The sequence below is a fragment of the Spirochaetales bacterium genome (assembly GCA_016930085.1).
Taxonomy (GTDB): Bacteria; Spirochaetota; Spirochaetia; order SZUA-6; family JAFGRV01; genus JAFGHO01.
On sequence record JAFGHO010000080.1, the window covers coordinates 1 to 24,645 of the forward strand.

Below are 24,645 nucleotides of genomic sequence, written 5' to 3' on the forward strand. Positions count from 1 at the left end.
GCTGGGCATAGGTATCGCGTTTGGTCTCTTGCAGGGATATCTCATTGCCTATCTTGAGATACAGCCATTTATCATAACGCTGGCAGGGTTGTTCTTGGCGAAGGGACTGCTGACGACACTCCACAAAAATCCGATCAACGTGACCATGACTGCTTTCGTTTCCTTGAGGGATTTTAAAATGGTGATTCCTTGGCTTGGCACGGAAAACAGGCTGGGCGTTTTCATCCCGTGTGAAATCAAACCAGGCGTCATAGTTGTGGTGGTCCTTGTTGTCCTCCTCGCCGTCCTTATGAAGTGGACGCGTTTCGGGCGCAATGTCTACGCTGTTGGCGGCAACGAGCAGAGTGCTATGATGCTCGGTATCAACGTAAAGAGAACGAAATTCTTCTCATACGTGCTTTGCGGATTGACAGCCGGTATCGCGGGCTTTGTGTTCATCATGACAACAGGAGCCGGCAATGTCGGAAATGCGGCGTTGTTCGAATTAAAAGCAATAGCCTCGAATATAATAGGCGGCACGCTGCTCAACGGCGGCGTGGGGAACCTGCTTGGCTCACCAATAGGCACACTGACCCTTCTTATAATCAACGAACTGATCCGTGCATCGGGTGTCCACTCAAACTTTCAAGCGATAGTAAGCGGGCTCTTACTGTATCTCTTCATTGTGCTGCAAAGCGTCGTTATGTCGTTGCGTGACAGGAGGAAATTCAGACTTGCTCTACCGCCCTGGCTGACGTTCCGGCTACCGCCCTGGCTGAAGGGCAAGAAAAAGGCCGGGAACCAAGGGTAGCCGAAAGGGCCTTGGATACGGATCATCACGGTCGAGGATGTATTCCCGGCCGATTACGTTAATGAAAATAAATTCAGCTTCCTTTATTTCCACCAAAATTTCCGTCAACCGCAAGTTCATCCCCCTATTTATTACGGCTACTCTTTTTTTCGTTACCTGTTGCCTTGGGGCGGTCTTTTTCGAAGGGATGAGGGATCCGCAAATTTTTATTTCGGGATTAAGCGATCCGGTTTCAAAAACGGGGCTTTATATCTCCCTCCTGGTTGTGGTGGTGCTGGTCGTTTATACTCTGGCGATATATATTGCTCACTATACGCGTTTCGGCCGCACAGTCTATGTTATCCGGCGGAAACGAACAATCCGTGCGACTGATGGGCTTGCCGGTAAACTCCACGAGAGTGGCGGTCTACCCATTGACCGTGTTTTGCTCTGCGCTGGCGGGCATTACCCACAGCATCTACATCGGCGGTGCCGATGGTATTCTCTCTGGTTTTTACATAAGTCCGAATAGGCCCTCCGTGCCGATCACCCCTGCCGGCAAATCCGCGGAATGGTCGACTGAAGTCGCGGTTCCCGGGGACGTCAAGGGTCTGTATATCATGTTGAGCGTCGAATCGGGCAAGCAGCGCCTCTTTACGAACTATTGCATTGATATTACCGATAAATAAATAACATTGAGCGTGTAACGGTGTGGGCTATATCACCGGGAATTACTGCCGCCCGCCTTTTTTCCTTGACTTCCGGGCCGCTGCGGTATAGAATGATCGCAGACGAATGACATCGGAATAAAAATATAAAAAGGAAAAAAATGAAAAACACACTCGCTTTTTTATTATTTTTTTTATGTACCGTCGCTCTCTTTTCCCAGCCCGTCATCGATTCAATCGATCCCGTTTCGGGTTCGGTAGGGACCATAGTGACGGTAAGTGGCAGCGGTTTCTCTGCCGAAAACAACACCGTCTCCTTCCAGGACGCGGATATGGACGCTATCTGGGAGGTGAGAATTCCGGCATCTTCTTCGGACGGAAACACCATACGCTTTACCGTACCGGAATACATCAATCCCGAATGCTATTATGATACGCCGCCCTGTGCCGCGCCCTCGATACAGACCCAGCCCGGACCGTTTTTCATATGGGTTGAAACATCTTCGGGGAAAAGCACTATAAAGCAGTTCGACGTGACCGCTGCGGCAACACCGGCGCCACCCTCAAGCTCCCCGCCGCCGGGAGACTATTCACTTTCGGTGACGCTTTCGGGCATCACGAGTACCAATGTCACCGTGACGGTCAACCCGCCCGGCTCCACGAACACCTACCCGATTTTCGTCACCTATACCGAACCGACCAACGTGACTCTCACGGCGAACGATTACACATTACCCGACGGTTCCGTCGAGGCCTTCACACAGTGGTCGGGGGACCTGGCAGAATCAACCAACCCGATTACGATTCTGGTCGACGAATTGAAAACCGTGACCGCCGTGTATGTACATGGCGACCCGACACCGCCCCCAGAGGACCGTCTCGGTGACGTCGACGGGAGTGGAAGAATCGATATCGTCGACGCGCTTCTGGTCGCGCAGTACTACGTGGGGTTGATCCAGACCTTCGCGGTTCCGCAGAACGCGGATGTCAATTGCGACGGGAACGTCACGATTATCGACGCCCTTCTCATTGCCCGGTATTACGTAGGGATCCTCGATGAGTTTTGCAAAGGGTAACAATATCGGCCTGTTCATGACGGTTTTATCGATGAATTCCGCCGCGCTGTTATCATATTATCCAGAATAAAAGGAGTCGTTCATGATCCGTATGAAACCATCTTTTCCACAATGCATGAATATACTGTCCGTATGTATCGTTTTACTTGTGCTTGCGGTGTATACCTGCGATAATGACACGCCGTCGATCCCGGCGTCGTGGGTGGCCGTCGGGAGCGGCGGTGAGATCTATTATTCGGCCGATGACGGTGAGTCATGGAAAGAGGGGACGGCGGCTGCCTCCGAAAATTTGTATGCGGTCGCCGCTGATTATAACGGCAACTGGATCGCCGCGGGCGATAACGCGGGAGTGGTGTATTCGAACAATAACGGAAGAACCTGGCAGCCGGGAGATTTGGGGGATACCGTCAATCTTCTGGGTGTCGCGACCGATGCAAAGGGATACTGGATTGCCGTCGGATACGGCGGGAATGTCTTTTATTCCGTCGACGGGGGCAAAAACTGGCAGCCCGGAACGACCGGAGAAACGGAAAATCTCTGGGATGTCGCCACGGACGGCAGCGGGTTGTGGGTCGCCGTGGGAAATGACGATGTGACAAGCGGCATGATCCTCTATACGACGGACGGGGGCCAGACCTGGGACAGGGGCACAAACCCCCTGGCGACGGGCAATCTCTACAGCATCGCGACAGACGGTGACGGTAACTGGGTTGCCGTGGGCGACGGCGGAATCGTTCTTTATACGGCAGATGTCGCTGCCTGGACCGCGGGAACAAACACATCGGACACGCTGAGGGCCGTCGCGACGGACGGAAAGGGGATGTGGGTCGCTGCCGGTTCGAACGGAGATATCCGCTATTCGACGGATAACGGCAAGACGTGGCTGCCCGCCGCCTCCGGTACGGCGCACTCCCTCAGGGGAATCGATACCGACCGGAGGGGGAACTGGATCGTGTGCGCTGACACCGGAACGAGCGGCAGCGTGCTTTTTTCCGGTGACGGACGAAACTGGGAGAACGAGACCGAACTTCCCGCCCTTTTCTTTCTCGATATTGCCTGCGGGCGGTAGAACCGGGGAAGGCCGGTAGAAACCGGGGAAGGCGCTTTTTTGGGTGTCACTTTATTAAACAAACCGTGACAAAAATATATGGGCGGGACTCATTATAATGCCGTGTTTTGTTTCGAGTTTCTTCTCCCCTTCAAGGGAGACTTGAAACGCGGGAACGGAAAGGAATTTGTTTTTCAGATACATGAGTGATTTGCTTACGTCCCCCGTTTTCGTTTTACACTCGATAAAAAAAATCGGTTTTCCTTCTTTTACGATAATGAAATCGACTTCCCGCCGGTCGACATCTCTGAAATAACGCAGTTCCGTTTATAACGGCGTCTTCGATATAGCGGTTTATATACACAATTTTTACCTCTATCGTAAAATAATCGCTTGTAATTTACGATATATGTTAAAATAGTAGCGTTTGGCGGGTTTTTTTCAAGAAATGACAAAGAAATTTTATCACAAGCTCAGCCGGGTTTTTCCGACGGGACAGCGTAAAAATTGTATTGCTTTTCAGGCTGCCGGGAACGACAATATATTGTATGCTGAACGGAAGGTATTCTTTTCGTATAAAATAGCAGCAAGCGGAGGAGAAAGGCATGAAAATAGTGCTGGACCCCGAAAGGCTTCTTGAAGAAGGGAAGATCGATAAAAACGAGTACGATAAACTGCATGCACTCGGCGCGAAAAGCACGAGTTCCCTTGCTTTTAATCTGCTTCTCGGCTTTGGCGTGATCGCGGTCAGTTTGGGGAGCGTCGCGTTTATTCCGACCGAAGAAACGGGAATTATCGTGGGACTTGTTGTATTATGCTTCGGTATCGGTTTTCTCCGCACCTCCCTCGTGAAACAATGGAAGATTCTCGCCTACATATGCGTGCTGGTCGGTTCCCTTATCTCAGGCGGTGCAACAATAATGATCGGTGATTATTCACCGGAAGCCTTCCTCATCGTGGCCGCGGTATTTCTGGCCGCCGGAATTTTCTCGAAAAGCGGCCTGCTTGTCGTCCTTGCCGTGTTCGCGGGCGCATCGTCGATCGGCGCGCGGACGGGGTATTTCCATGCGATGTATTTCCTGGGTATCCGGGAACCGGGCCTGACCGTGGTTGTTTTCACGGCGATCGCCATCGGTTTTTATCACCTCTCGAAAGTGCTTCCCGCCGATTACGCCGGGCTTGCAATTGCCGCTTCACGGACGTCCGTCTTTCTCGTCAATTTCGGGTTCTGGATCGGTTCGTTGTGGGGGGACGATTTCAACGGGCTGCTTTGTTTCGAAGCGGACGACTGGATGTTCGCCGTTCTCTGGGCGCTCGCCCTTCTCGCGACGGGGGCGTGGGCGTGGTTCCGGAACAGGCGGTGGGTGGTGAATATCGTCGCGGTCTTCGGCGGCATTCATTTTTATACCCAGTTGTTCGAGAATCTGGGTGCGAATCCCCGTTCCCTGTTTATCGGGGGAGTTTTCACTCTCGCTTTTGCCGTTGGCTTGAAGGTATTGAATGCGGTCATGGAAAAAATGCGTGCGTGAGTCTATAGATTTTCATCTACCGGCATGCTTTTACCGCTTCGCGCGCCTTTTCCACGTAGGAGACGGCTGCGTCTTTGAGGTGATTGACGAGTGCCGGCTTGAGCGGCCGCTTCAGCACTGCCGGATGACCGACGATGAGGGACCCGGGCGGGAAAACATCCCGTTCCGTCACCAGCGCCCCCGCCCCGACAATCGAGTTTTCGCCGATGACGGCGCCGTTCAGGATCACGGCACCCATGCCGACGATACAGCCGCCGCCGATCGTGCAGCCGTGAAGGACCGCCCCGTGGCCCACGGTCACGTAGTCTCCGACCGTAAGAGGAAAGCCCTTATCCACATGAAGCACGGTATTGTCCTGAATATTGGTGTTACAGCCGATCCGGATTTCCTCGAAATCCGCCCGAAGCACGGCCCCGAACCAGATCGAGACATTCTCTCCAAGAACGACCTGCCCGACGATCGATGCGTTCGGGGCGATAAAGACCGCCCCGTCCGTGAGGGGGGTTCTATGCCCAAAAGGGATGATCAGGGAGTTCCTCCTTTCTGCCGGAACGCTTGTTCCGGTAATCCGGACTTCCGCGGTCTTACGGTTACAGTATAACATGAGGGAGGGCGGCTGTACAGGTATTCGGTTATATACCGTTTACTATAAGATGGGAGAGACCAGTGATGACGACGGATACAATCCATAAGGACGACGGATATAACATTTTACATAATGACGTGCTATTTAGTCCTTGCTGAATAACTGATTCGTTGATTAATGAGTCTTTCAGGCCCGGAATTTTGTGTGTATGAGTGTATTCGACTAGTGACAGGCATGATTATTCTTTTTAGTCGGGCTGGGGTAAATATGTGGGAAATGGGGTGTGGTTTGATGATGTGTTTTTAAAGTCTGAGTATCCAAAATGGCAAATAATGATTCGTATATATGGAAATTAATCTATTACATCCTGGAAGATGCTGAATTATCCTATACAATTGTCGTAAATTCCTGCGAGGGGACTGTTGTAATTTCCTCTCCTCACTGCTCCATTGATTAAATCTTTTCTCAAATTCTTCATTCACCCTATTCCCATATCTCTCAACCATCGCCAAAAACACCTCCAGCAACCACCGCACAAGCTGCGCAATACTATAACAATTCAAATCGGCATGCAGCAGTTTTATCTTCCGGTACACATCCTCGGGAAGATACACGTGCGCGTGTTCACGGCTATCATCGGGATTGTCAGAGACCGCTCGATACCGGCTCATTCGTTGTTTTCCCCAAATGTGTTCCTTTATAATCAAAGGATCGATACTGGACAATATTCCGACAATGACACCGGATAACGAGCGCCTCGAGACGAACAATGTCAGTTTACATAGCTTCTCTCTCATTATCTCAGTCATGATAAAATGAAATTCATGCGGAACGGATTCTGTCATGCGGGGCTCCTTGAATAATTATTTTTATATTTTATATAACCCAAAAAAAGTGCCCGTTGCTTTGATTTTTTTCTAAAAGGCTGTTAAATAATTAATAAACATCAATTAATTAATGGATTCGAAAACCTTGATCAGTTCGAGGAGTTCGGCTTTGCTTTTAACGTGTGCTTTTTTGTAGATATTCGAGACATGACACTCGACCGTCCGTTCGGAGATGAAGAGTGAATCCGCGATTTTCCTGTAGGTGTAGTTGTCGATGAGGAGTTTGATAATATCGGTTTCCCTGTTCGTTATCTTGTTCGACGCGATAAAGGATTCGGGAACCATGCCCAGGTTGACGGAAATTTCGATTCGTTTGATAAAATAATCGTAAAACAGCCTGATGTGGATGATACTGTAGGCGGCGCTGTAGAGATAGATGAGAAGCAGACCGTTCGGCAGGAAATCGGTCGTTCCCCCCTTTTCCAGAATGTCGATGATGAGGACGGGGACAAGGATGATGAGGAGTCCGCAGTTCACTTTTACGAGTTTTCTGGATAACGAGGATTCGATACTGTCGTAGCCTAAAATCGCGTTGACGAAGAAATAAAGCAGAAAAACCGCCAAAAGGGAATTGTTCGCGTAGATGAATATCCTTTTCAGGGAATCATAGACATCGACAATTGTCGTATTGGAAAGAAACGGCAGTATGATGAAAAAATACTGAAGAAGGAATACCGATGCAATAACGGCCTTTTTCGCAATCGTGATTTTTTTTTCGACAAGATGAAAATAAAAGAGGGAAAGAACGACGGTAAAAAAGGAACTCCACACAAACCGTGCGATAAGGTTGGCGATTTTAACGGTTACCTCCGTGGTGATAATCGACTCCATATAATAGGTATGAAGGAATATGAACAACCTCACGACAAAACAGGCAAAGAGCAGCATATAATAGTTGATGATCGAAAGTTTGTATTTGAAATAGAATATCGCGAAAACAAAAACGGAACCGGTCACGATACCGAAACATACGATTAAATAAAAGAAAATGATATGCTGCATCGGACTCCTCCCTTCACACAGGCGGCTAAGTAAAAACTATATCGATTCGGGGGGGGCCTGCCATATGGTTTACGGTATAAAAAACCGTACCGAGCGGTATAGTACCGGACCGGCCGGGGCTTTGTGGAGTAAGCATCGGACCGGTTTCACCGGCCCGACGGCTGTTTCTTCATTCGGTCATACGCTTTTTGTAGAGTTCTTTTGCCATTTTCTGCATGTCGATGATCCTGTCCATTTCATCGACGATTTCCGCGTTGATGATCTCTTCGATGACGTCTTCCAGTGTCACGATACCAATGAAGTTCCCGTACTCGTCGTAGACGATTGCCAGGTGGAGTTTCGCCTGTATGAACCGGTTCAAAAGGATGTCCAGTTTCGTGTCAGCCTGGACAAAAAGACGCTTTTCCCTGTTGCACACCTCCCCGATCTTCCGGATATGTTCGAAACCGGGACAGATAAGGTCTTTGACAAAGAGAAGCCCGATAATGTTGTCGATCGTGTTCTCGAAGACCGGTATCCGGGTAAATCCCCTTGTCTTGATTTCATCACAGACGTTTTTGTCGAGGACGCGGTGCGCGTCGAGGGAAAAGACGACGGTCCGCGGTGTCATGACCTGCTTCGCCGTTTTGTCGGAGAACGAAAGGGCGCCGAGCAGTATTTTTTCTTCTTCTTCATCGATCAGTGACGACGGCGAATCTTCGTGTTCCTTAATGATTTCGATTATTTCCTGTTTTTTCCAGATTGTCGGTTGTTCTGTACCGAGTATTTTCGTCAAGAGCCACGCAAGCGGCGCGCTGACCGGAAAGGTGAGGACGATGAAAATCCGGATAAGCCAGACGAGTTTCGCCCCCGCCGATAGCGCGAACCGCGTGAAAAGAGCCTGGGGGACGATTTCACCGAACGTGACGATGAGGGCTGTCGAGATGATGCCCGCGACGATCCCTGAGGCGATACTGCCCAAAAAAATGGCCATGGCCGAGTTGACCGCCACATTCCCGACAAGAAGAGTGCAGAGGAGAAGATACCCGTTGCTCCTTATTTTTACCACCTTTGCCGCGTCTTTACTGCCGAGCCTGCTTTTTCTTTTAAGTTCGGACAGGTTGAGACTGAACATCCCGATGGTGAGTCCGGAAAAAACGCCCGAGAATACGAGCAGGATAGCGACAATTATATATTCCATTCGCTTACTCTATCCGGCGAAACCAAAAAAATCAAGAAACCATCCCATTTCGCGGGACCGGCAGCCGGTGCGGATGTCTGCCGCTTTTAGTGGGAAATCGAGGATCGATACTTTTTTATGAGTTTGGGGATGGTTTTGTCTTTTTTGATCGCCCCGATCACGGATACCACATAATCGATGCAGCGTTCGAGGATTTGTTCACCCTTTTTTGCGGTCGACGGCCGCGCGTCCCCCGCGTAATGGTCGGGAAAATCGGCATACCATCCGATGGGGGTGGACACCCCTGCGTGAAGATGTTGCCTGCCGAGGGGATAAGCAGGCGATGAGGGGATGTTCGCACTTTTTACCAGTTCGGGGTAAATGGCCATCATTATACTCGTTTCGATTTCCCCCGCGTGGTAACTCAATTCGCTTTCCATGGTTTTTTTAATCTCCTCATACAACACATCGAGGCCGTAGCCGGAAAAATAGATGGTGTAGGGTTTTTCCTTTTCAAGCATACATTCCGTGAAGTACGAAAGAAAATGTACGTTGCCCCCGTGGCCGTTCAGAAGGTATATTTTCTTGAATCCGTTGCGCGCGATCTCGTCACAAATGTTTTCGAGCAGGTCCTGCATGAGAGTGCGTCCGATCGCGATCGCTCCCGGCTCGTGCCGGGCCTCGAAGATCTGGGTGTAGATATGTGGGGGAAACACGACCGCCGGTTCCTTTTCCGCGGCCCGGCAGGCGACACTGTGGATGATGAACATATCGGTACCGACGGGAAGGTGGTTGCCGTGTTTTTCAAGGACGCCCAGCGGGAGGATGCAGAGTCCCCCGGTTTTTTTAATCGCGTCTTTTATTCCGGACGCGGTAAGGGTTTCCCATCGCATGGCAATCCTCCTCTTGTGTAATTTTAACCGATGTGACGATGAATCGGTCTTTATCCTGTATAAACGATATTCACGGCCGTGTCCATCATGCCGCGAATGATTGTCGCGCATATCCTTCCGCTTGACGGGAAGCGCCGGACGGTCTATGATGCTCGTTGATGACACGTTCCGGCGGCGTTACCCGAAAGAATGCCGGACGACAACATACACGAGGAGGAAGATTGATGAAAAAGACAGTTTCCTGTTTTTTGATAGCACTCATGGCTTTCATGACCTTGTCCTGCGGAAAGCAGGTGAAACAGACCGGCCCGGATATGGACACCGATGAGGATTTCGCTTCATCGGCGTCCGGCGGGATCGTCCTGACCCAGGCGATTCTCGATACATACATGGAGACACTGCCGCCGTTTATCAAAAAAGCCAAAGCGGAAGGTGAAAATATCGAGTCCGCCGGCGCGGGCTGGGCCTTCGGCGCGGAGATGATTTCGCTGCTTGAGGATCACGGATGGGCGACGCCGGAGGAGTTCCTCGAAGTGCACACGAAGGTCTGGACGATCACCCCCTGGCTGATCGCCACGGCTAAAATGAAAGACCAGCCGACGGAAATGCAGGAGATGTTCCTCAAGCAGTACGAGGCGTTATTCGAAGCGGGCGGTATGACGGAGGCTGAAAAGGAACTTCTCGTTGCCAACAAAGATAAATTGATTGCAGCGCTGGAAGAGGCTGATAAGTAAAAAATACAATTGTCGGGAGATTCCCCCGTCTGTTTCTGCTGGCAGGTTTTCAATGGATTCATACGTATCGGAACAAACCGGCGTGTCTTTAAGAATCCCCTCACTATCGGAGAGACCGTCCGGCGGGTGACATCATGGCTCGACCAGCCGTGTGTCCGGCTCATCAATCCCACGGCCAACCATTGGACGCTGTTCGCGGAAATGCTTTCCGCAGGACAGGCCGCCGCCAATCTCGCGAGCGACGCGCATCTTGCGGCGCTCGCCTGCGAACACGGCTGCACGCTTTATTCGACGGACGCAGATTTCAGCCGTTTCCCGCGGCTCAAGTGGAAACACCCCTTCGGGGAAAAGGCGTGACGGGATCACGGGCCGGTGAAGCGGGAGGGGCGGGGTAAAAAAAAGCCCGGCCTTAAGCCGGGCGGAATTGTTTTGGCGGGCATCAGCGGGGGCGGCGGGTGATGGTCACGACAATCCCGTCCTGTGTAAAGACGGTCGTATTGGGATCGGGATTTGAAATACTACGTCCGGAATCATAGAGATCGATGCTTACATTTATCCAGTAATAGTCAAAGGTGAGAAAATCAAAATGCTCACCCGATAAACCATAGGAATAAACCGCATCATACACGGCATCTTCCGAAAAGGTCAATCGTACTTCACAATCATCATATGCCGGAACGCCATCTATATAATTCGTATACCCTCTCTTGATAACATTTGGACCAAGCAGATCATTACCGATTACCGAATGTGTGCTGTAATCCTGTAAAAAGATAGAATAGATATTGCTTCCAATGTTGTTTGTTATTTCCAGTTCAGAATTAAACCCGTAATAAGAACTCTGTGGACCAGTGTAATTATACGTTTCACCATCCTCAAGGGCTATTAAATCAGTCGGATCCTCACAGCTTGAAAGAATCAAGGCAAAGGCAAACACTGCCGCAACTATAATCATTCCCTTTATTTTCATCTTATTCCTCCTTAAATGTTTTATAAATTCCATCATTTCAAACGAAGACCGGATCAGTCTTCCTCCGAAACGTTCATGTCAAAGCCGAGCCTTATTTCATAGAGGACGCCGTCCCTGAAATTCAGCTCTTTTTCGAGCGCCAGCGCGCCCGTTTCGATCCTGATCACGTGTCTGCCACGTTCGACATCGAAGTCGAGGTCCTTCTGTTTTTTACCGTCCACGAACACGTCGATCCGCATCTCCGGTTTGTTGAGATCGCGGTTCAGGATATTGTCGGGGACGATGATGACCACGCCGGGCTGCGACGGTTTGAGTCTGGCGTCTATCTTGGTGTCCCTGTCGAGGACGACGGTCACTTCGTAGGGCGAATATCCCCGTTTCCTCACCTCGATCGCGTACCTTCCCTGTTCGAGCTTCACATTGACCGGTGCGTACCCTTCTTCCTGCCTTCCGTTTATATAGACGCGGGCTCTCTTGACGTTCGCGTCGATCCTGAGGTTGTAAAAGCGTATCGCCTTTTTAAGATCGGCACTCAACGTTGTATTCCGTGTAATATTGATAGTCGTTGTATAGTCTTCATATCCGTTGGCTGTCACTCGCATGGAATGTCTTCCCTTCGAAACCCTGATTGTTGCCGGTGCTTCATCCATGTATCTGTCGTCAATATAAATTTTTGCACCATTGACATTCGATTTGATCCGGACACTGAACATCTGGCTTTCATCATCACGGCCTGCTTTTTCAAGATCAATCGAAAATGTCGTGTTTTTTGTTATATTGATCGTCGTTTCGGCATCCTTATAACCCGGTGATGTCGCACGTATTCTATGCGATCCCCTGCTTACTGAAACGGTGAGGGGTGCTTCGCCTTTATAATCACCGTCGATGTAGATTTTTGCACCATTGACATTCGACTTGATCCTTACCTCATACACCCCCTGGGCGAACACATTCGAAAGCACGAACATGAAGAGAACGGCAAGTAAACAGTATGTCTTCATTGATTTATTCATAATTCACTCCTGAAAATTATTATGTATCTATAAGTATAACCCCTTTTACCCGGAATTCAATATATCGGTATAATAATTCACCCCCGTATTCACTCTGTGGGGGAGGGTTCCGTTTTTATCATGTGCCGATGAGCCGCGCGAATTCGGCCCCGAACTCCTCCCCCTTTTTGAGTTCTTCGAGACTCGGGCCGCCCGCGAACACGTAATCCATGGCGAGGTCCCATTTCGCGGGTTCGACGATCCGTTTTATCTCCGCAAGCGCGCCCCCGCTCCAGCCGTAACTCCCGAACATGGCCGCCTTTCTGTTTCTTACCCGCTTGATCACCGCCATGTCCAGGACCTGTGCGACGGACGGGAAAAGGCTGCCTTCATAGGTCGGCGCGCCGATCATCACACCGCCTTTTGTCCAGAGATGGGGCAGGATGTAGCTGACATGGGTCCTCGCCGCGTCGAAGATGACGAGGGGGACGTTTTCGCGGGAAATTCCCTGTGCGACCGCGTTCATCATGAGTTCCGTATTCCCGTACATGGAAGAGTAGATGAGGGTGACCGCCCTGTCCCCGGGACCGCCCGCATATTGCGACCATTTCGTATACAGGTCGACAATTTGTCCCGGGTCTTTCCTCCAGACAAGCCCGTGCGAGGGGGCGATAATCTCGATGGGGATTGTTTTTAGTTTTTCGATCGCCTTGAGAACGGGGGCGGTAAACTTGGCGATGATATTGACGAAATAGCGGAGGGATTCTTCGAGATAAAAATCACAGTTCGTACATTGATCGTCGAAAATAGCGCCGGTCAGCGCCCCGTATCCCCCGAACGCGTCGCATGAAAAGAGAATTTTGTCCGTTTTTTCATAGGTCGCCATGGTTTCCGGCCAGTGGACAAAGGGGATATGAAAAAACTGTAATGTTTTTTTTCCCAGGGAAATTTCCTCCCCGTCGCCCACCTCGCGGATATTCTCCGTGATCTGGTAAAAATCCCCGAGCATTTTCTTCGCCTTCGGGGTGGCGAGGATGGTCATCGCGGGATTCAGTTTTTTCATGGTCGCGATCATTCCCGTGTGGTCGGGTTCCATATGATTGACGACCAGATAGTCTATACCTGAGATATCGGAGATATTGTCGATCTGCTTCAGGAAGTAGTCCGACTGGAAGGATTTGGCCAGATCGATGACGGCCGTTTTTTCATCCCGTACGAGATACGCGTTGTAGGATACCCCTTCGCGGCTGATCGGCCAGAGGCCCTCGAACAGATCGGTGGTTCTGTCATTGACCCCGATCCAGTACACATCCTTTTTTATTTCGATTGCGCTCACATGTTCCTCCTTGTTTTTGACTATATGAAAGCAGTCTTTTCCTGTCAATGACAAAAAGAATGCCGGCTGTTACACAAGACCGCACATTTTCCTGCTTTCTTCCCACAGGAGGCGTGCATTTTCTCTGTCATACGATATACGTGAGGATTTCGTTTGGCGGCAGTTACTGAAATACCCCCCTGTAACTCCTTCGATCTCCGGAGATGAGGCGAGAAATACGGATGTTGCTGCCCCTTCTTCCGGCGTTTTCGCGAACAATGTCATGATTGTTCGCAGGAGCGATTTCTTTTTCGCGTAATCCCGTCCCAGTTCGGTATCGACGAATCCCGGAGAGAGGCTGCTCACGGTAACGCCTGATTCCTCAAGATGTCCGGCCAGCGCACGGGTGAAGTAGATGTTGCATAGTTTCGAGTTCGCGTACGCCCGCCACGGACTCCAGGAACGGGTTATTCCGGGATCCGAAAGGTCGAAGCGGGCGAAACGGTGTGCCTCCGACGATACATTGACGATCCTCGACGGGGCGGAACGAACGAGCAGATCGAGCAGCAGATTCGTCAATAAAAAATGTCCCAGGTGGTTCACCGCGAATGTGAGTTCAAAGCCGTCTTTCGATTCCTTTTTTGTCTTTGTCATGATTCCGGCATTGTTGACGAGGACATCGAGCCGGTCGAATTTATTCCTGATTGTTTCGGCGGCTTCTCGTATGGATTCGAAGGAGGAAAGATCGAGTATTACCGGTTCGACGTTTTTATTGCCAGTTGCGGCGATTATTTCCCCGGCAGCGGCGTCGGCTTTTTCTTTGTTTCTGCAGGCAAGCAGCAGCCTGAAGTCCTTTCCGGCAAGTGCCGCCGCCGTCGCCTTTCCGATACCGGTGTTCGCCCCGGTTATTACGCAGTTTTTTCCCATCGATCATCCTTTCTCACGGAATGCGTCACCGGCGGCTGTCCCGTGGCATATTCCGGAATGGTGACAGATCCTTCATACAAACATACAGTACCGGTTGTAATACGGCAATCCGTTTGCGGATAAAAGGTGAAAGAGGAGAGTTTTTTATCCCTCCCGATCAGTATAAATATCGGGTGTTGAGTTGTATGGAAAAGTACGACAATTGTAAAAAGAAAGAATTGGTGCCATGTTAATAGGTTATCAGAAATAAAGGATTTCACCGGCCGGCCCGTTTTACATTTTTTATATGTGTACTTTTATCGTAATCATAAAGGTTTTCCACTAATACCATATAAGATTATTCCTGTAGTTTCTTTGGTCCGCGATCGCCTGTGAAAATCAGCCGACATGAACGGCGGATAAGTGTTTTCAGAATAATAACTTGAATCTTTACACTTTTTTTATTTTCGGATATGCTTATCCTACAGATAAAAATCGAGGAGGATTATATGAAAAGAATCTTGCTTTTTACCGTTATCCTTGTCGCGGCAAGCGTCATTTCCTGTGTTTCGACAGGCGGTGGCGGCGGCGGCGCTGCGGAAGAAATCCAGCTTCATGCGATCGATGCACAGCTTGTGACCTTAGGCGGTCTTATTTATGAGGCACAGGGGGACAGGGAATGTATCGGTTGGTGGGAAAGCCCGAATGACCAGATTATCTGGGATTTTGAGGTTGCAAACGGCGGAGAATATATGGTCGTTTTAAAGGTGGCCTGTGCTTCGTCATTTGCCGGTTCGAAAGTCGGTGTGACGATCGATTCACAAAAACTCGAGTTCATTATGCCCGATACCTATGAATGGGAAACATACTTTGACGTCGAGGCCGGAACGGTAAAACTCGATCCGGGCCCGCATAAAATCACCGTTCAGGGTATTGAACTGGTGAACAGATTTTTCGGCAATCTCCAGTTGGTGACACTGAAAAAAGTATGATAAAAAGCTTGTCTTCATGAAAGACGACGGGGCTGTTTGCAGCCGTATACGATAATGCGGCGGATGAACAGCCCTCTTTTTTTTCATTGATAAATAATGCTTCTCACACCATAATGTAATCAGGGCGTATGACAATGAGGATACACGAGGCATCATTAATCGATGAATACTGCCGGGAAACACAACTCCACGGGAAAAAAGCGTTTATTACCGGTTTTTTTACAAAAAACCCCGATATCAACCTGACTGATATACTGGAATCGATTCCGACATTGACGGATAAAGTCCACTGTATTTTCTTTTATGAGAACTGGAAGAAAAATCTCGGGCCGTTCGATTATATCCGTCTGAATACACTTCGATCCAAGCTATATAAACAGATTATTCACCGGGGAAAAAGGATTTTCTCGGAGATAGTCAAAAAGGACCGTCAGGGGAAAACCTTCGACGAGATTATTCTGGAAAAACTCATCCCCCTCTTCATACGGAATGAGTACTGCATCCTGGACGAGATAATGAAGCACTTTCATTCCCTTCTCGATTCGTCTTCACCCCTTAAAAAAGCACACGCCGGGTTGATCGAAAATATCATAAAGATTTTTCATATCATCCAGTTTATCAAGGAACAGGGGGGGACGGAAGAAACGATAAAGCAAACGATCGATGCGAATGTCAACACACTGAAAGGAAAGGCGCGGTTTGTTCTCTATGTCATAATGAGCCGTGATCCGTATTTCAATCCTTACGCGGTCATGCTCAAGAACCTGCTGACTTCCGTGGATTATTCCGAACGAAAGCTTTCGCATGAAATTCCGGAACAGCAGCGTGTTCTGCTTTCCCGGCTCGAAAAGATAAAAGACGTCAGGGAATTTGTCGAGGCTGCTGACAGTATCGTCCTCGACTGCAAGGGCTACGTCAGTACCATTTACGAGAATTTCGAGCTTCTCCTCAACGAGCCTTTGGTCAATATTTACAAAATACTGAAGTTTGCCGGGTGCAAACAGCTTTTCCACACGTGGATAACGCGCGCGCCTGTCGCCGTCAGGGAATCGACGCAGCTTGAAAAGAAGGTCGCCGTTATTCAAAAGGAACTTGGGGAACGGGTCGCATCGCTCACCCTGCCCGTGAATTACCGTGAATTGACGGAACTCATGTATTGTCAGCATATCGATTTCACGGATAAATACAAACTGCTTCACAAGACGATCGGGACCTTTGGCGACAGGGAGGCGGACGCGTGTATCGAGTTGTGTCTCAAACATATCAAAACCGAACAATTCCAGAGGGAAAAAAGCCTGCTCGTATCGACGATACAAAAACTCGAGAATATATATACAATGCAAGAAATTTCTAAGCTTTTCGAAAACGAAAAAAAAACGATCGAAATGAAACTCCGGAGTTATAAAAAAAAGTTCAGGGAAAATATCAAAAAAATATCCGAACATGTAAAGTTCGGCATACGAAAAGTATATCCGGAAATAGCCGAATTGTTAAAAAGAGAACGAATGCTTTCCCAGGCGCTGCTTGCATTTCTGGACAGGAGGGAAGAGCAGGGCAAGCCGATAAAACTCACGGTCGATATCATAAATTTTCTCAATAATTTTTATATCGTCCTCAATTACAGGATTATTCTGGATTTCTGGTATCAGTATTATACCTCCCTGGTCAATACCGACGGTATTTTTCTCAAGCAGATGCTCAGTCTCATGACAAAGGAAGCACTCTATGACATCGGCGGAACGCAGGATCGGGATTCGAAATGGAAAATCGCGAGATATAAAGAACTTCTCGAATATGGCTCGATAGAGAAAGAGATACGTGAAAAGTGGCATTCACGGCTTATGTTCTCCGAGACGGAGGAGAAAGAGCTTTCAATCGATGAAAACACGATTACGCTTGAAAAATACGGCTGTTCCTACACGATCATTATAAAGGACGCTTCCGGAAAATTGTTACTCTCGAAAACCAAAACGAATATCAGGTGTTTTCTTGAATTTCTCGAATCAGTGAAAAATCACAAGATCCGTACAGTCGTCGCGATTAATGACCGACAGTTGAAACTCCTTTATCAGAAAGCGCACATCGATTATCTGGATTCGTGCATGGGTTATGTAAAGAAAAGAATAGCCCTGCTCGAAATGCGGGATCCTATTTCCGGGTATTCGGCAGAAAGAATCAACAGCCTCGGCGGCCGGATTACCGACGGTCAATTACTCAAAGATATCGTCGATGAGTGCAGAAATGAGTTTTATTTGAGAAAGGAGATACTGTTTTCCCTCAAAAAGGAACTGCATGAAAGCGGCGGCAAAGAGGAACAACGTCTTGCAAGGATAAACAGTGAAACAAAGGAAGAGGTACTGGCGCTGAGGAAAATAGATTCAGTCTTCAATGCGCTGAGGACGGCGGTAAGGGAAAACAACCTGGAAATCGATGAAAGCCTGCTGATCATCGAGGATATACCCCTTCCTTTACTTGAAGAAGAAAAAAGCGGGGAAGCGGATCGCGAAACGGACACTGCCGGGAAAGATGACAAAAAGGGACTGAGAAAAATAGAAAAGTTGAAACGGGACAATATCGAATGCGTTCTGATGAATAGCAGGATCAGGGAAAACATACAGATTATCAAACGGGTTAAAGCCCGGCTTGAACAGGGAGAACAGGATGAAACCGGTGACATACGGGCGATGCTCGAAAAAATGCCGGAACTGGAAGTTCTCGATATTCCGGAAGAAATCTTTTACTCGATTTTCAGGAATATCGAAGACGCCGAAGCATGTGTACGCGATATCGTTGCCGCCAGAACGATAGAGGAAGCCTGCGGTTTCCTCGAGAACCTGGCAAACCGCGCGACGGTCGAACTGGATGCACGGCAGGACTATATTTACCGGCATGAAAAACAGGACGATATTACGGTATCGATTGTCTATTATGAAAAGGAACTCGAAGCACAGCGGGAGCGCGTCGAACTGCTTCATCAGTTTCGCGGTATACTGATTGAACGTATAAAAAGGCTCAGGAGGAAGATGTGACATCGATTAATAAAAGGCTTCCATTACGGTATGTACGGGCTGATGGTCGCTGTCAAAACCGATATATCGTAATATTCTTTTTTTATCGATCCCCCTTGACAATGAAGCGCGAGGAATTATAAATTTTCTCCTTACGGATATGTTTCGGAAGAAGCGGAATCGGTTAAAACAGTGAAAATATCGAAAAATGTATTGCAGCTTGTCATTTTTCTTCTCCTCAGCGTCACTTCAATCGTCCTTATCTTTTATTTCACCGTCAATGAAAGGACTTATGAAACGCTGCTCAACTATAATCCTCTCTACCTCCTCTTTTGTCTTTTTCTCTGGTTTTTGGCCTTGACGATAGACGCCCTTGGTGTGATCTTTTTCGTTCTGGGGACGGGAGAAAAAATTCGGTTTTACAATTGCTATAAGCTTTCGACGATCAGGGTTTTTTTTAACCTGCTCACTCCTTTCACCTTTGGCGGACAACCTTTGATCATCTATTTCCTGAACAAATACGGCGTTCCAAGCGGGAAAGGGTCAACTATTGTCATTACCAGACTCATGTGTACCGCGTTTTTCACCATGGGCGGGGGTATTATCGCACTCTTTCTCTTCAAGGATACGATCGGCAATAATATCATGCTCAGCAATGTATTCCTGGTTACCGGTATCCTGTTGGCACTCCTTTTCGGAGTTCTTATCCTTATTATGCTTTTCCCGCCTATTATGAAGACATTGATCGGATTTACCGGCAATATCGGGTATCGTCTGCGGATTATCAAAAATCTTTCCGACTTCAATGAAAAGGCGATTCGTGAAATAAACAATATGCGAAGTAGTTTTATCAACTATTTTCGAAAACATTTCGGCTTTTTTTTATCCGGATTTATCTGTACCGGCCTGTTTTTTTTCATTCACATTTTTATTATACTGGCCATTATTTACGGATTCGGTATCCCGATCGATACAAGCGTCGGCATTATCCTTTGTTTGATATTGTTCTTCTGTATTTCATATATGCCCACTCCGGGCTCTTCTGGTCTGGGAGAAGGGATATTCTTTCTGATTTTCAACGGTTTTGTGCCTTATTATCTTATCGGTATCGTCGTAATCCTGTGGCGGACATTTTATCAATACCTTTCCGCCCTGGCCGGTGCCGTCTTTTCCGCCAAATTCTTTTCAAAAGTGATTGTAAAAAGGAAAACTAAGTGAGAATTGAATGGTAATGATTGACTTTGAAAAAAAACTCCGATAATATATGTGAAAATTAATGGAAAAAATGTCTGGCTTGAACAATAATAATAAAAAAGGAGGACATGGTTGAGTAGTTCCGAAATAACAGCTACAGGTAAAAGCCTGCGTACTTTTTTTATGGAAATTAAACAACTCTATTTGCAGTCGTTGAAACCCTTTTACACGGAAGAACTTGTGACAACCTTGTTTTTCAGGCCGTTCGGATTCCTGCTTGCACTCGTCTCAAAGGCCTTCCGTCTCACTCCCGACATACTCTCCATTCTGCGGGGCGCAATCAGCCTTGTCGGCGGTGCCTTCTTTTGTACCGGAATAAAGGAGTTTATTTTTGCCGGGGCGCTGTTATTTCTGGTTTCAAACATTTTCGATTGTGCGGACGGACAGCTCGCGAGGATTCTGAAAAAAAATCACACGCGGCTCGGCATTATTCTCGACGGTATCAGTGACGGGATTTCAATCGGGGTCCTCTACCTTGGTACCGCAATCGCATTGTTCCTGCGCTATCCGGAAACGGGATTATACTGGTGGGGGATGACGATTCTCGCCGTTATCACCTTTCTCTACCATCTTTATATTCACGGATTTCTCAAATTCGATTTCTTTCTTTATTCTGCAAGAAAATATGTCAATACACGGGAAAGCGCGTCGGAACTCATTAAAAAGATCAAATCCAGTAGAAAATTAACGGATAAAGTGGCCTTGACGCTTCTTCTCTTTGTCAATGGCATGATGGAACTTTTATCGAATGCGGTTTTGTTGAAAAGCTATAAAGGATACATCGACTGGTATCTGATTCCGAACGGGATACCGGCGGAAAAAAAGGAATTATTCAGGAAAAACTATAAAAAATACAATGGCTGGATTCTGCTTTTATTCAACAATCTGGGTATTTGCACTAACCAGCTTATCATTATCATATGCGGCCTGTTGAACCGGCTGGATATCGCGATCTATATTATCGTGTTTGGAAGCAATCTCTATTTGATGATTCTGGTTCTGATTCAACGTCTCAGTTTTCAGTATCAACTCAAAAGAATTAAAACCGATATATGCCTCAACGCGTGATCAGGGTACCGGCGGTTTTTCATGTAATTCTGTGATAAAAACCGGCCCTGCTTGTTACCGGTTCATGATCCTTTTATCGAAATACCCGCGTGTCTCGATCACCCTCTCTCAACCGTACATCCGTGTCGAAGCGGGGCTTTTAAAAATAATAAGGGGGAATATTTTGTATGAAATGCCGTTTTTATTCTGTGATCGTGAACTATATGGTTTTTCTTGCCGGTCTACTGTGTCTTTCATGTTATCCCGGAAGCGGGGACGGGGGATTCGAAGAACCGGATGAAACCTATGTCAGGACGGAATTTTTCGACGGTTTTGGCGCTGAGGGTGTCGACAATGCGGTGTGGCAGGTCGCTTCGTGGATGGAACATGGCGGGAAGACCGGAACGGAACGGTGCTATGTGCAGGACGGATACCTGCACCTTGTTTTCGTCAATGATTCGGAGGAAGGATACCTGAGCGCCGCGATCCAGACGCGGGACGAATATTATTACGGGTTGTGGGAGGCGCGTATCAAGCCTTCGTCCGTTTCCGGTGTCCTCAATTCAATCTACACCATCGACTGGGACAACACCTCTCTTCCGGAATCAAATGATGACGGGACCAAACAGGAGATCGATATCGAATTTCTCACCTATACATTCGTCGATAACAGGGGGGAGGTACACTTCGCCGTGCACGAGGCGGGAAAGGAGAGTTTCAACACGAACCCCGATGTGCCGCTCGATTTCAATCCCTCAAGCGATTTCCACGTCTGGGGCTTCGAGATCACTCCTCAAAGGATCAGGTGGTTCGTCGACGGGACGACACTCCTCACTTATGAGTACGAATCAAATCCGGTCACGATCGACGCCCCCTATCAGCTCAAGCTCAATGTCTGGTCAAAGGATGAATGGATCAACGGCCCCCCGGCCCCGGACACCGAATGCGTCTACCTCATCGACTGGATACGCTTTACCCCGTACGCGGATTGAGAGTGTATAAAACAGGGAAATGATCGGAGGGAGATCGAGCGCCTTCAAGACGGAAATCACGGTTTTTCAGCATGGATAAAAAAGGACCCGGCAATTGCCGGGAAATACAGGGTGATTGATGACGTGAGTGCCTGCGGGAAGGGTCAAAAAATTTCGAGGTTGTCGATCCAGACGCAGTCGTCGCAATCTTTTTCAATACCATCTTTTTCATAGGTCCACTTGAACACATATTCTCCGGGATCAAACATATCATATTCATAATAATCCCAGTCACCATCATCACAGCCACTCCATTCTTTTTCTAAGGAATTATCAACATAAAAACGTAAATAATCATAATCATATTCCGAACTTGTCTGGTAATAAAACCGGAGTGTCGACGATGACTCGTTATAATATTTGAACCGGATATATGTCTCGCCGCTATCACCGATACTACCCGAACGCAGGGAATAGTCGCCCGCGCATTTTTCGTTCACGTCGCACCTCCACTTGCTGTCCCCGCCGGTTTCAAGGTCGTAGATCTCTCCTTCTTCGAAGTCTTCGATGATATGATACTTGTATAAATTATAAGTGCATTCCGGCAGGGGAAAAAGATTAATCTCCCAGTCGCAGGTTGAAAGAAAAAAGGTAAAAAGGATAATTACCGCATATAGTAACCGCCGTTTATATCGCTTTATCATTTTTTACCTCCCCGCTTGATATATTCCGAAGCAGATTCTCTCCTGGTGGTGTTTCATATCAAGTATAGTATCGGGTCCTCTTGTTTTCAACACTATTATGGAAGCGCCGGTCAATAAACCTCAAGGAAACATCTGTCAACGAACATCTTTTTGTCGTATAATTATTGCAGGGACATATGTCGTATTCGTCATTATCAGATAGAAGGGGTTTTATATGATTAAAAAAGAGGACATCCGGGAGATACACACCTGGGCGAAGACGATAATCGATGCGGTCGAGAAGGTCTTTTTCGGAAAACGGGAGGTGATCGAGAAGATACTGGTAAGCCTGCTCTGCGGCGGGCACGTACTGATCGAGGACGTTCCGGGCGTGGGCAAGACGATTCTCGCCCGCGCGATCGCGGTCAGCCTGGGGGGCGAGTTCAGGCGGATACAGTGCACCCCGGACCTCCTGCCCGCTGACGTGATCGGCATATCGGTGTACGATCCCAACAAGGCGGCGTTTACATTTCATCCCGGCCCGATCCTTTCGAATGTCGTACTGGTCGATGAAATCAACAGGGCGACGCCCCGGACGCAGTCCGCCCTGCTCGAGGCAATGGCGGAAAACCAGATCTCGGTCGAAGGAAAACCGATGGCGCTTCCCGCCCCGTTTTTTCTCATGGCCACGGAAAACCCGATCGAGTTCGAGGGGACTTTTCCCCTGCCCGAGGCGCAGAAAGACAGGTTTTTCATGGGACTCAAGATCGGTTACCCTTCACGGAATGCCGAATCGCTTATCCTGGAAACCCAGCGGCGGACCACCCATCCCGTCTGCGATCTGAAACCGGCCGCCGCCATCGATTCGGTGCTGGATATACAGAATATTGTGGTCAATGTGACGGTGGATGAGAGTCTCCGCGACTATATCCTCGATATTGCTGAGGCAAGCAGGAAAAATCCCCTCTTTCAACTGGGAATCTCACCGCGCGGTTCGCTTGCCCTCTACAAGGGGGCCCAGGCCCTCGCCGCCCTGCGCGGCAGGGATTTCGTGACCCCGGAAGACATCAAAGAGCTCGCCGTTCCCGTTCTTTCAAAACGGGTGATTCTCAAATCCGAACAACTGGTAAAGGGCATCACCGGGGAAGCCGCCGTTACCCGGCTGCTCGATTCGGTGGACATCAAGGTGATGAAGGATGCTGCCGAATGACAAGGATCGTCGTGATTCTCTGTCTTTTTTTCATTCTCTTTTTCCCCTACTGGTTCATCCAGTGGACCGCGTTCTTTATCCTTTTTATCATCGTCGGTTCGTTCGCCTATTCCCGCCTGACCTATTACGCCGTATCGGTCGCCCGAACGCAGTCGATCGTCAGGGCTTACCGTCGCCAGGTTATCGAAATCGCGCTTGCGGTCGAAAACAATGGGTTTTTACCGGTTCATTATTGTTCGGTCGTCGACAATCCGGGCGGTCTATGGCGGATGGACGAATCACGGTTCATGTTCGGCCTTTCGGGGGGGCAAAAGCGGCGGCTTACGTACCGGCTGAAAGGGTCGATGCGGGGTGAATACCTCATCGGCCCGATTATCGTCGCATCGTCGGACCCCCTCGGAATTTTTCCATGGGTCCGCAGGATCGAAGAGCAGTGCACGATTATCATCTACCCTTCTGTTTTCAGGGTAACGCGTGAGGTGAGAAGCGGTCATCCGGGCGGAACGATCAAAGTCAGCGACAAAACCTATGAGGACGTCACCCGCCTCAAATCGATCCGTGAATACATACCCGGAGACGATGTACGGCATATCAGCTGGAAGATATCCGCGCGTCTGGGCGGCCTCTATACGCGGGAATACCTGCAGGCCCTCCATTCACCGGTTCTTTTGGCCCTGAATCTTTCCCTCGAGGATTATCCCGTCAAACACAGGTACGTATATCTCGAGAAGGCGATCGAAATCTGCGCGTCCCTCGTCGTTTTTTTTTCGTCGCTCAGGCAGGAAGTCGGTCTACTTTCAACCGGTCTGGTGCACGATCTTCATCCCGTTGTCCGGATACGGGGCGGCCACAGCCACGCGACCATGCTTCTGGAACAGCTGGCGGTCGTCAAGGGATGCGGGGAGGATGCAGATATCATCGGTCTGATACGCGAATCTCCTATCCC

Annotated in this window: 23 protein-coding genes; 14 read left to right on the forward strand and 9 right to left on the reverse strand. The window is 48.7% G+C overall.

The window, feature by feature from the left end; genetic code table 11:
- The 5 genes from JW881_13705 to JW881_13725 form a co-directional block, all read left to right on the forward strand.
- Nucleotides 1-790 (forward strand): sugar ABC transporter permease YjfF (locus JW881_13705; GenBank protein ID MBN1698565.1); only part of this gene is annotated, 790 nt, incomplete at its 5' end.
- 302 nt (nucleotides 791-1,092) lie between these two features.
- The gene (locus JW881_13710; GenBank protein ID MBN1698566.1) at nucleotides 1,093-1,458 is read left to right on the forward strand and encodes a hypothetical protein; all 366 of its coding nucleotides are present in this window, start codon (nucleotides 1,093-1,095) and stop codon (nucleotides 1,456-1,458) included.
- Nucleotides 1,459-1,598: 140 nt separating this feature from the next.
- Complete coding sequence (locus JW881_13715; GenBank protein ID MBN1698567.1) at nucleotides 1,599-2,513, forward strand: IPT/TIG domain-containing protein; 915 nt, start codon at nucleotides 1,599-1,601, stop codon at nucleotides 2,511-2,513.
- An 82-nt stretch (nucleotides 2,514-2,595) separates the two neighbouring features.
- Entirely contained in the window at nucleotides 2,596-3,582 is a 987-nt protein-coding gene (locus JW881_13720; GenBank protein ID MBN1698568.1) for a hypothetical protein, read from the forward strand.
- Between the two features lie 584 nt (nucleotides 3,583-4,166).
- Entirely contained in the window at nucleotides 4,167-5,090 is a 924-nt protein-coding gene (locus JW881_13725; GenBank protein ID MBN1698569.1) for a hypothetical protein, read from the forward strand.
- Nucleotides 5,091-5,106: 16 nt separating this feature from the next.
- Here JW881_13725 and JW881_13730 read toward each other — a convergent pair whose 3' ends face one another.
- From JW881_13730 to JW881_13745, 4 genes are all read right to left on the reverse strand, one after another.
- Nucleotides 5,107-5,694: a gamma carbonic anhydrase family protein gene (locus JW881_13730; GenBank protein MBN1698570.1), complete on the reverse strand. Its 588-nt coding sequence runs from the start codon at nucleotides 5,692-5,694 to the stop codon at nucleotides 5,107-5,109.
- Between the two features lie 932 nt (nucleotides 5,695-6,626).
- Nucleotides 6,627-7,565 carry a helix-turn-helix transcriptional regulator gene (locus JW881_13735; protein MBN1698571.1) on the reverse strand — a complete coding sequence of 313 codons (939 nt, stop codon included), beginning with the start codon at nucleotides 7,563-7,565 and terminating at the stop codon, nucleotides 6,627-6,629.
- Between the two features lie 169 nt (nucleotides 7,566-7,734).
- Complete coding sequence (locus JW881_13740; protein ID MBN1698572.1) at nucleotides 7,735-8,745, reverse strand: DUF21 domain-containing protein; 1,011 nt, start codon at nucleotides 8,743-8,745, stop codon at nucleotides 7,735-7,737.
- An 86-nt stretch (nucleotides 8,746-8,831) separates the two neighbouring features.
- Entirely contained in the window at nucleotides 8,832-9,617 is a 786-nt protein-coding gene (locus tag JW881_13745; protein ID MBN1698573.1) for a creatininase family protein, read from the reverse strand.
- A 224-nt stretch (nucleotides 9,618-9,841) separates the two neighbouring features.
- Between JW881_13745 and JW881_13750 the strand changes: the two genes are divergently transcribed.
- Both JW881_13750 and JW881_13755 read left to right on the forward strand, forming a co-directional pair.
- Entirely contained in the window at nucleotides 9,842-10,351 is a 510-nt protein-coding gene (locus JW881_13750) for a hypothetical protein (protein MBN1698574.1), read from the forward strand.
- A 9-nt stretch (nucleotides 10,352-10,360) separates the two neighbouring features.
- Complete coding sequence (locus JW881_13755) at nucleotides 10,361-10,708, forward strand: PIN domain-containing protein (GenBank protein MBN1698575.1); 348 nt, start codon at nucleotides 10,361-10,363, stop codon at nucleotides 10,706-10,708.
- Between the two features lie 82 nt (nucleotides 10,709-10,790).
- Here the strand turns inward: JW881_13755 and JW881_13760 are convergent, their stop codons facing one another.
- The 4 genes from JW881_13760 to JW881_13775 form a co-directional block, all read right to left on the reverse strand.
- Complete coding sequence (locus JW881_13760; GenBank protein ID MBN1698576.1) at nucleotides 10,791-11,321, reverse strand: hypothetical protein; 531 nt, start codon at nucleotides 11,319-11,321, stop codon at nucleotides 10,791-10,793.
- Between the two features lie 53 nt (nucleotides 11,322-11,374).
- Nucleotides 11,375-12,334: a PEGA domain-containing protein gene (locus tag JW881_13765; GenBank protein ID MBN1698577.1), complete on the reverse strand. Its 960-nt coding sequence runs from the start codon at nucleotides 12,332-12,334 to the stop codon at nucleotides 11,375-11,377.
- A 118-nt stretch (nucleotides 12,335-12,452) separates the two neighbouring features.
- Entirely contained in the window at nucleotides 12,453-13,649 is a 1,197-nt protein-coding gene (locus JW881_13770) for an FprA family A-type flavoprotein (protein MBN1698578.1), read from the reverse strand.
- Nucleotides 13,650-13,718: 69 nt separating this feature from the next.
- Complete coding sequence (locus JW881_13775) at nucleotides 13,719-14,555, reverse strand: SDR family oxidoreductase (protein ID MBN1698579.1); 837 nt, start codon at nucleotides 14,553-14,555, stop codon at nucleotides 13,719-13,721.
- 488 nt (nucleotides 14,556-15,043) lie between these two features.
- On the opposite strand from JW881_13775, the gene JW881_13780 reads away from it, so the two are divergent.
- The 5 genes from JW881_13780 (at nucleotide 15,044) to JW881_13800 (ending at nucleotide 21,827) form a co-directional block, all read left to right on the forward strand.
- A complete protein-coding gene (locus JW881_13780; GenBank protein ID MBN1698580.1) occupies nucleotides 15,044-15,526 on the forward strand; it encodes a hypothetical protein in 483 nt (160 codons plus the stop codon).
- Between the two features lie 134 nt (nucleotides 15,527-15,660).
- Nucleotides 15,661-18,555 carry a hypothetical protein gene (locus JW881_13785; protein MBN1698581.1) on the forward strand — a complete coding sequence of 965 codons (2,895 nt, stop codon included), beginning with the start codon at nucleotides 15,661-15,663 and terminating at the stop codon, nucleotides 18,553-18,555.
- Nucleotides 18,556-18,726: 171 nt separating this feature from the next.
- A complete protein-coding gene (locus JW881_13790) occupies nucleotides 18,727-19,752 on the forward strand; it encodes a flippase-like domain-containing protein (protein MBN1698582.1) in 1,026 nt (341 codons plus the stop codon).
- Nucleotides 19,753-19,860: 108 nt separating this feature from the next.
- Complete coding sequence (locus JW881_13795) at nucleotides 19,861-20,856, forward strand: CDP-alcohol phosphatidyltransferase family protein (protein MBN1698583.1); 996 nt, start codon at nucleotides 19,861-19,863, stop codon at nucleotides 20,854-20,856.
- Nucleotides 20,857-21,023: 167 nt separating this feature from the next.
- Nucleotides 21,024-21,827, forward strand: coding sequence for a glycoside hydrolase family 16 protein (locus JW881_13800; protein ID MBN1698584.1), 804 nt, complete (start codon nucleotides 21,024-21,026; stop codon nucleotides 21,825-21,827).
- A gap of 143 nt (nucleotides 21,828-21,970) precedes the next feature.
- Here JW881_13800 and JW881_13805 read toward each other — a convergent pair whose 3' ends face one another.
- Nucleotides 21,971-22,510, reverse strand: a complete 540-nt coding sequence (locus JW881_13805) for a hypothetical protein (protein ID MBN1698585.1) — start codon at nucleotides 22,508-22,510, stop codon at nucleotides 21,971-21,973.
- A 214-nt stretch (nucleotides 22,511-22,724) separates the two neighbouring features.
- Here JW881_13805 and JW881_13810 point away from each other — a divergent pair, with 214 nt between their 5' ends.
- The gene (locus JW881_13810) at nucleotides 22,725-23,699 is read left to right on the forward strand and encodes a MoxR family ATPase (protein MBN1698586.1); all 975 of its coding nucleotides are present in this window, start codon (nucleotides 22,725-22,727) and stop codon (nucleotides 23,697-23,699) included.
- A partial coding sequence (locus tag JW881_13815; GenBank protein MBN1698587.1) for a DUF58 domain-containing protein occupies nucleotides 23,696-24,645 on the forward strand: 950 nt, incomplete at its 3' end. The genes JW881_13810 and JW881_13815, both read left to right, overlap by 4 nt.

Excerpts from the sequence above, each read along its gene's own strand:
- JW881_13715 (MBN1698567.1), top strand. The coding sequence starts at position 1,599 with ATGAAAAACACACTCGCTTTTTTATTATTTTTTTTATGTACCGTCGCT.
- JW881_13720 (MBN1698568.1), top strand. The coding sequence starts at position 2,596 with ATGATCCGTATGAAACCATCTTTTCCACAATGCATGAATATACTGTCC.
- JW881_13725 (MBN1698569.1), top strand. The coding sequence starts at position 4,167 with ATGAAAATAGTGCTGGACCCCGAAAGGCTTCTTGAAGAAGGGAAGATC.
- JW881_13730 (MBN1698570.1), bottom strand. The coding sequence starts at position 5,694 with ATGTTATACTGTAACCGTAAGACCGCGGAAGTCCGGATTACCGGAACA.
- JW881_13735 (MBN1698571.1), bottom strand. The coding sequence starts at position 7,565 with ATGCAGCATATCATTTTCTTTTATTTAATCGTATGTTTCGGTATCGTG.
- JW881_13740 (MBN1698572.1), bottom strand. The coding sequence starts at position 8,745 with ATGGAATATATAATTGTCGCTATCCTGCTCGTATTCTCGGGCGTTTTT.
- JW881_13745 (MBN1698573.1), bottom strand. The coding sequence starts at position 9,617 with ATGCGATGGGAAACCCTTACCGCGTCCGGAATAAAAGACGCGATTAAA.
- JW881_13750 (MBN1698574.1), top strand. The coding sequence starts at position 9,842 with ATGAAAAAGACAGTTTCCTGTTTTTTGATAGCACTCATGGCTTTCATG.
- JW881_13760 (MBN1698576.1), bottom strand. The coding sequence starts at position 11,321 with ATGAAAATAAAGGGAATGATTATAGTTGCGGCAGTGTTTGCCTTTGCC.
- JW881_13765 (MBN1698577.1), bottom strand. The coding sequence starts at position 12,334 with ATGAATAAATCAATGAAGACATACTGTTTACTTGCCGTTCTCTTCATG.
- JW881_13775 (MBN1698579.1), bottom strand. The coding sequence starts at position 14,555 with ATGGGAAAAAACTGCGTAATAACCGGGGCGAACACCGGTATCGGAAAG.
- JW881_13780 (MBN1698580.1), top strand. The coding sequence starts at position 15,044 with ATGAAAAGAATCTTGCTTTTTACCGTTATCCTTGTCGCGGCAAGCGTC.
- JW881_13785 (MBN1698581.1), top strand. The coding sequence starts at position 15,661 with ATGAGGATACACGAGGCATCATTAATCGATGAATACTGCCGGGAAACA.
- JW881_13800 (MBN1698584.1), top strand. The coding sequence starts at position 21,024 with ATGAAATGCCGTTTTTATTCTGTGATCGTGAACTATATGGTTTTTCTT.
- JW881_13805 (MBN1698585.1), bottom strand. The coding sequence starts at position 22,510 with ATGATAAAGCGATATAAACGGCGGTTACTATATGCGGTAATTATCCTT.
- JW881_13810 (MBN1698586.1), top strand. The coding sequence starts at position 22,725 with ATGATTAAAAAAGAGGACATCCGGGAGATACACACCTGGGCGAAGACG.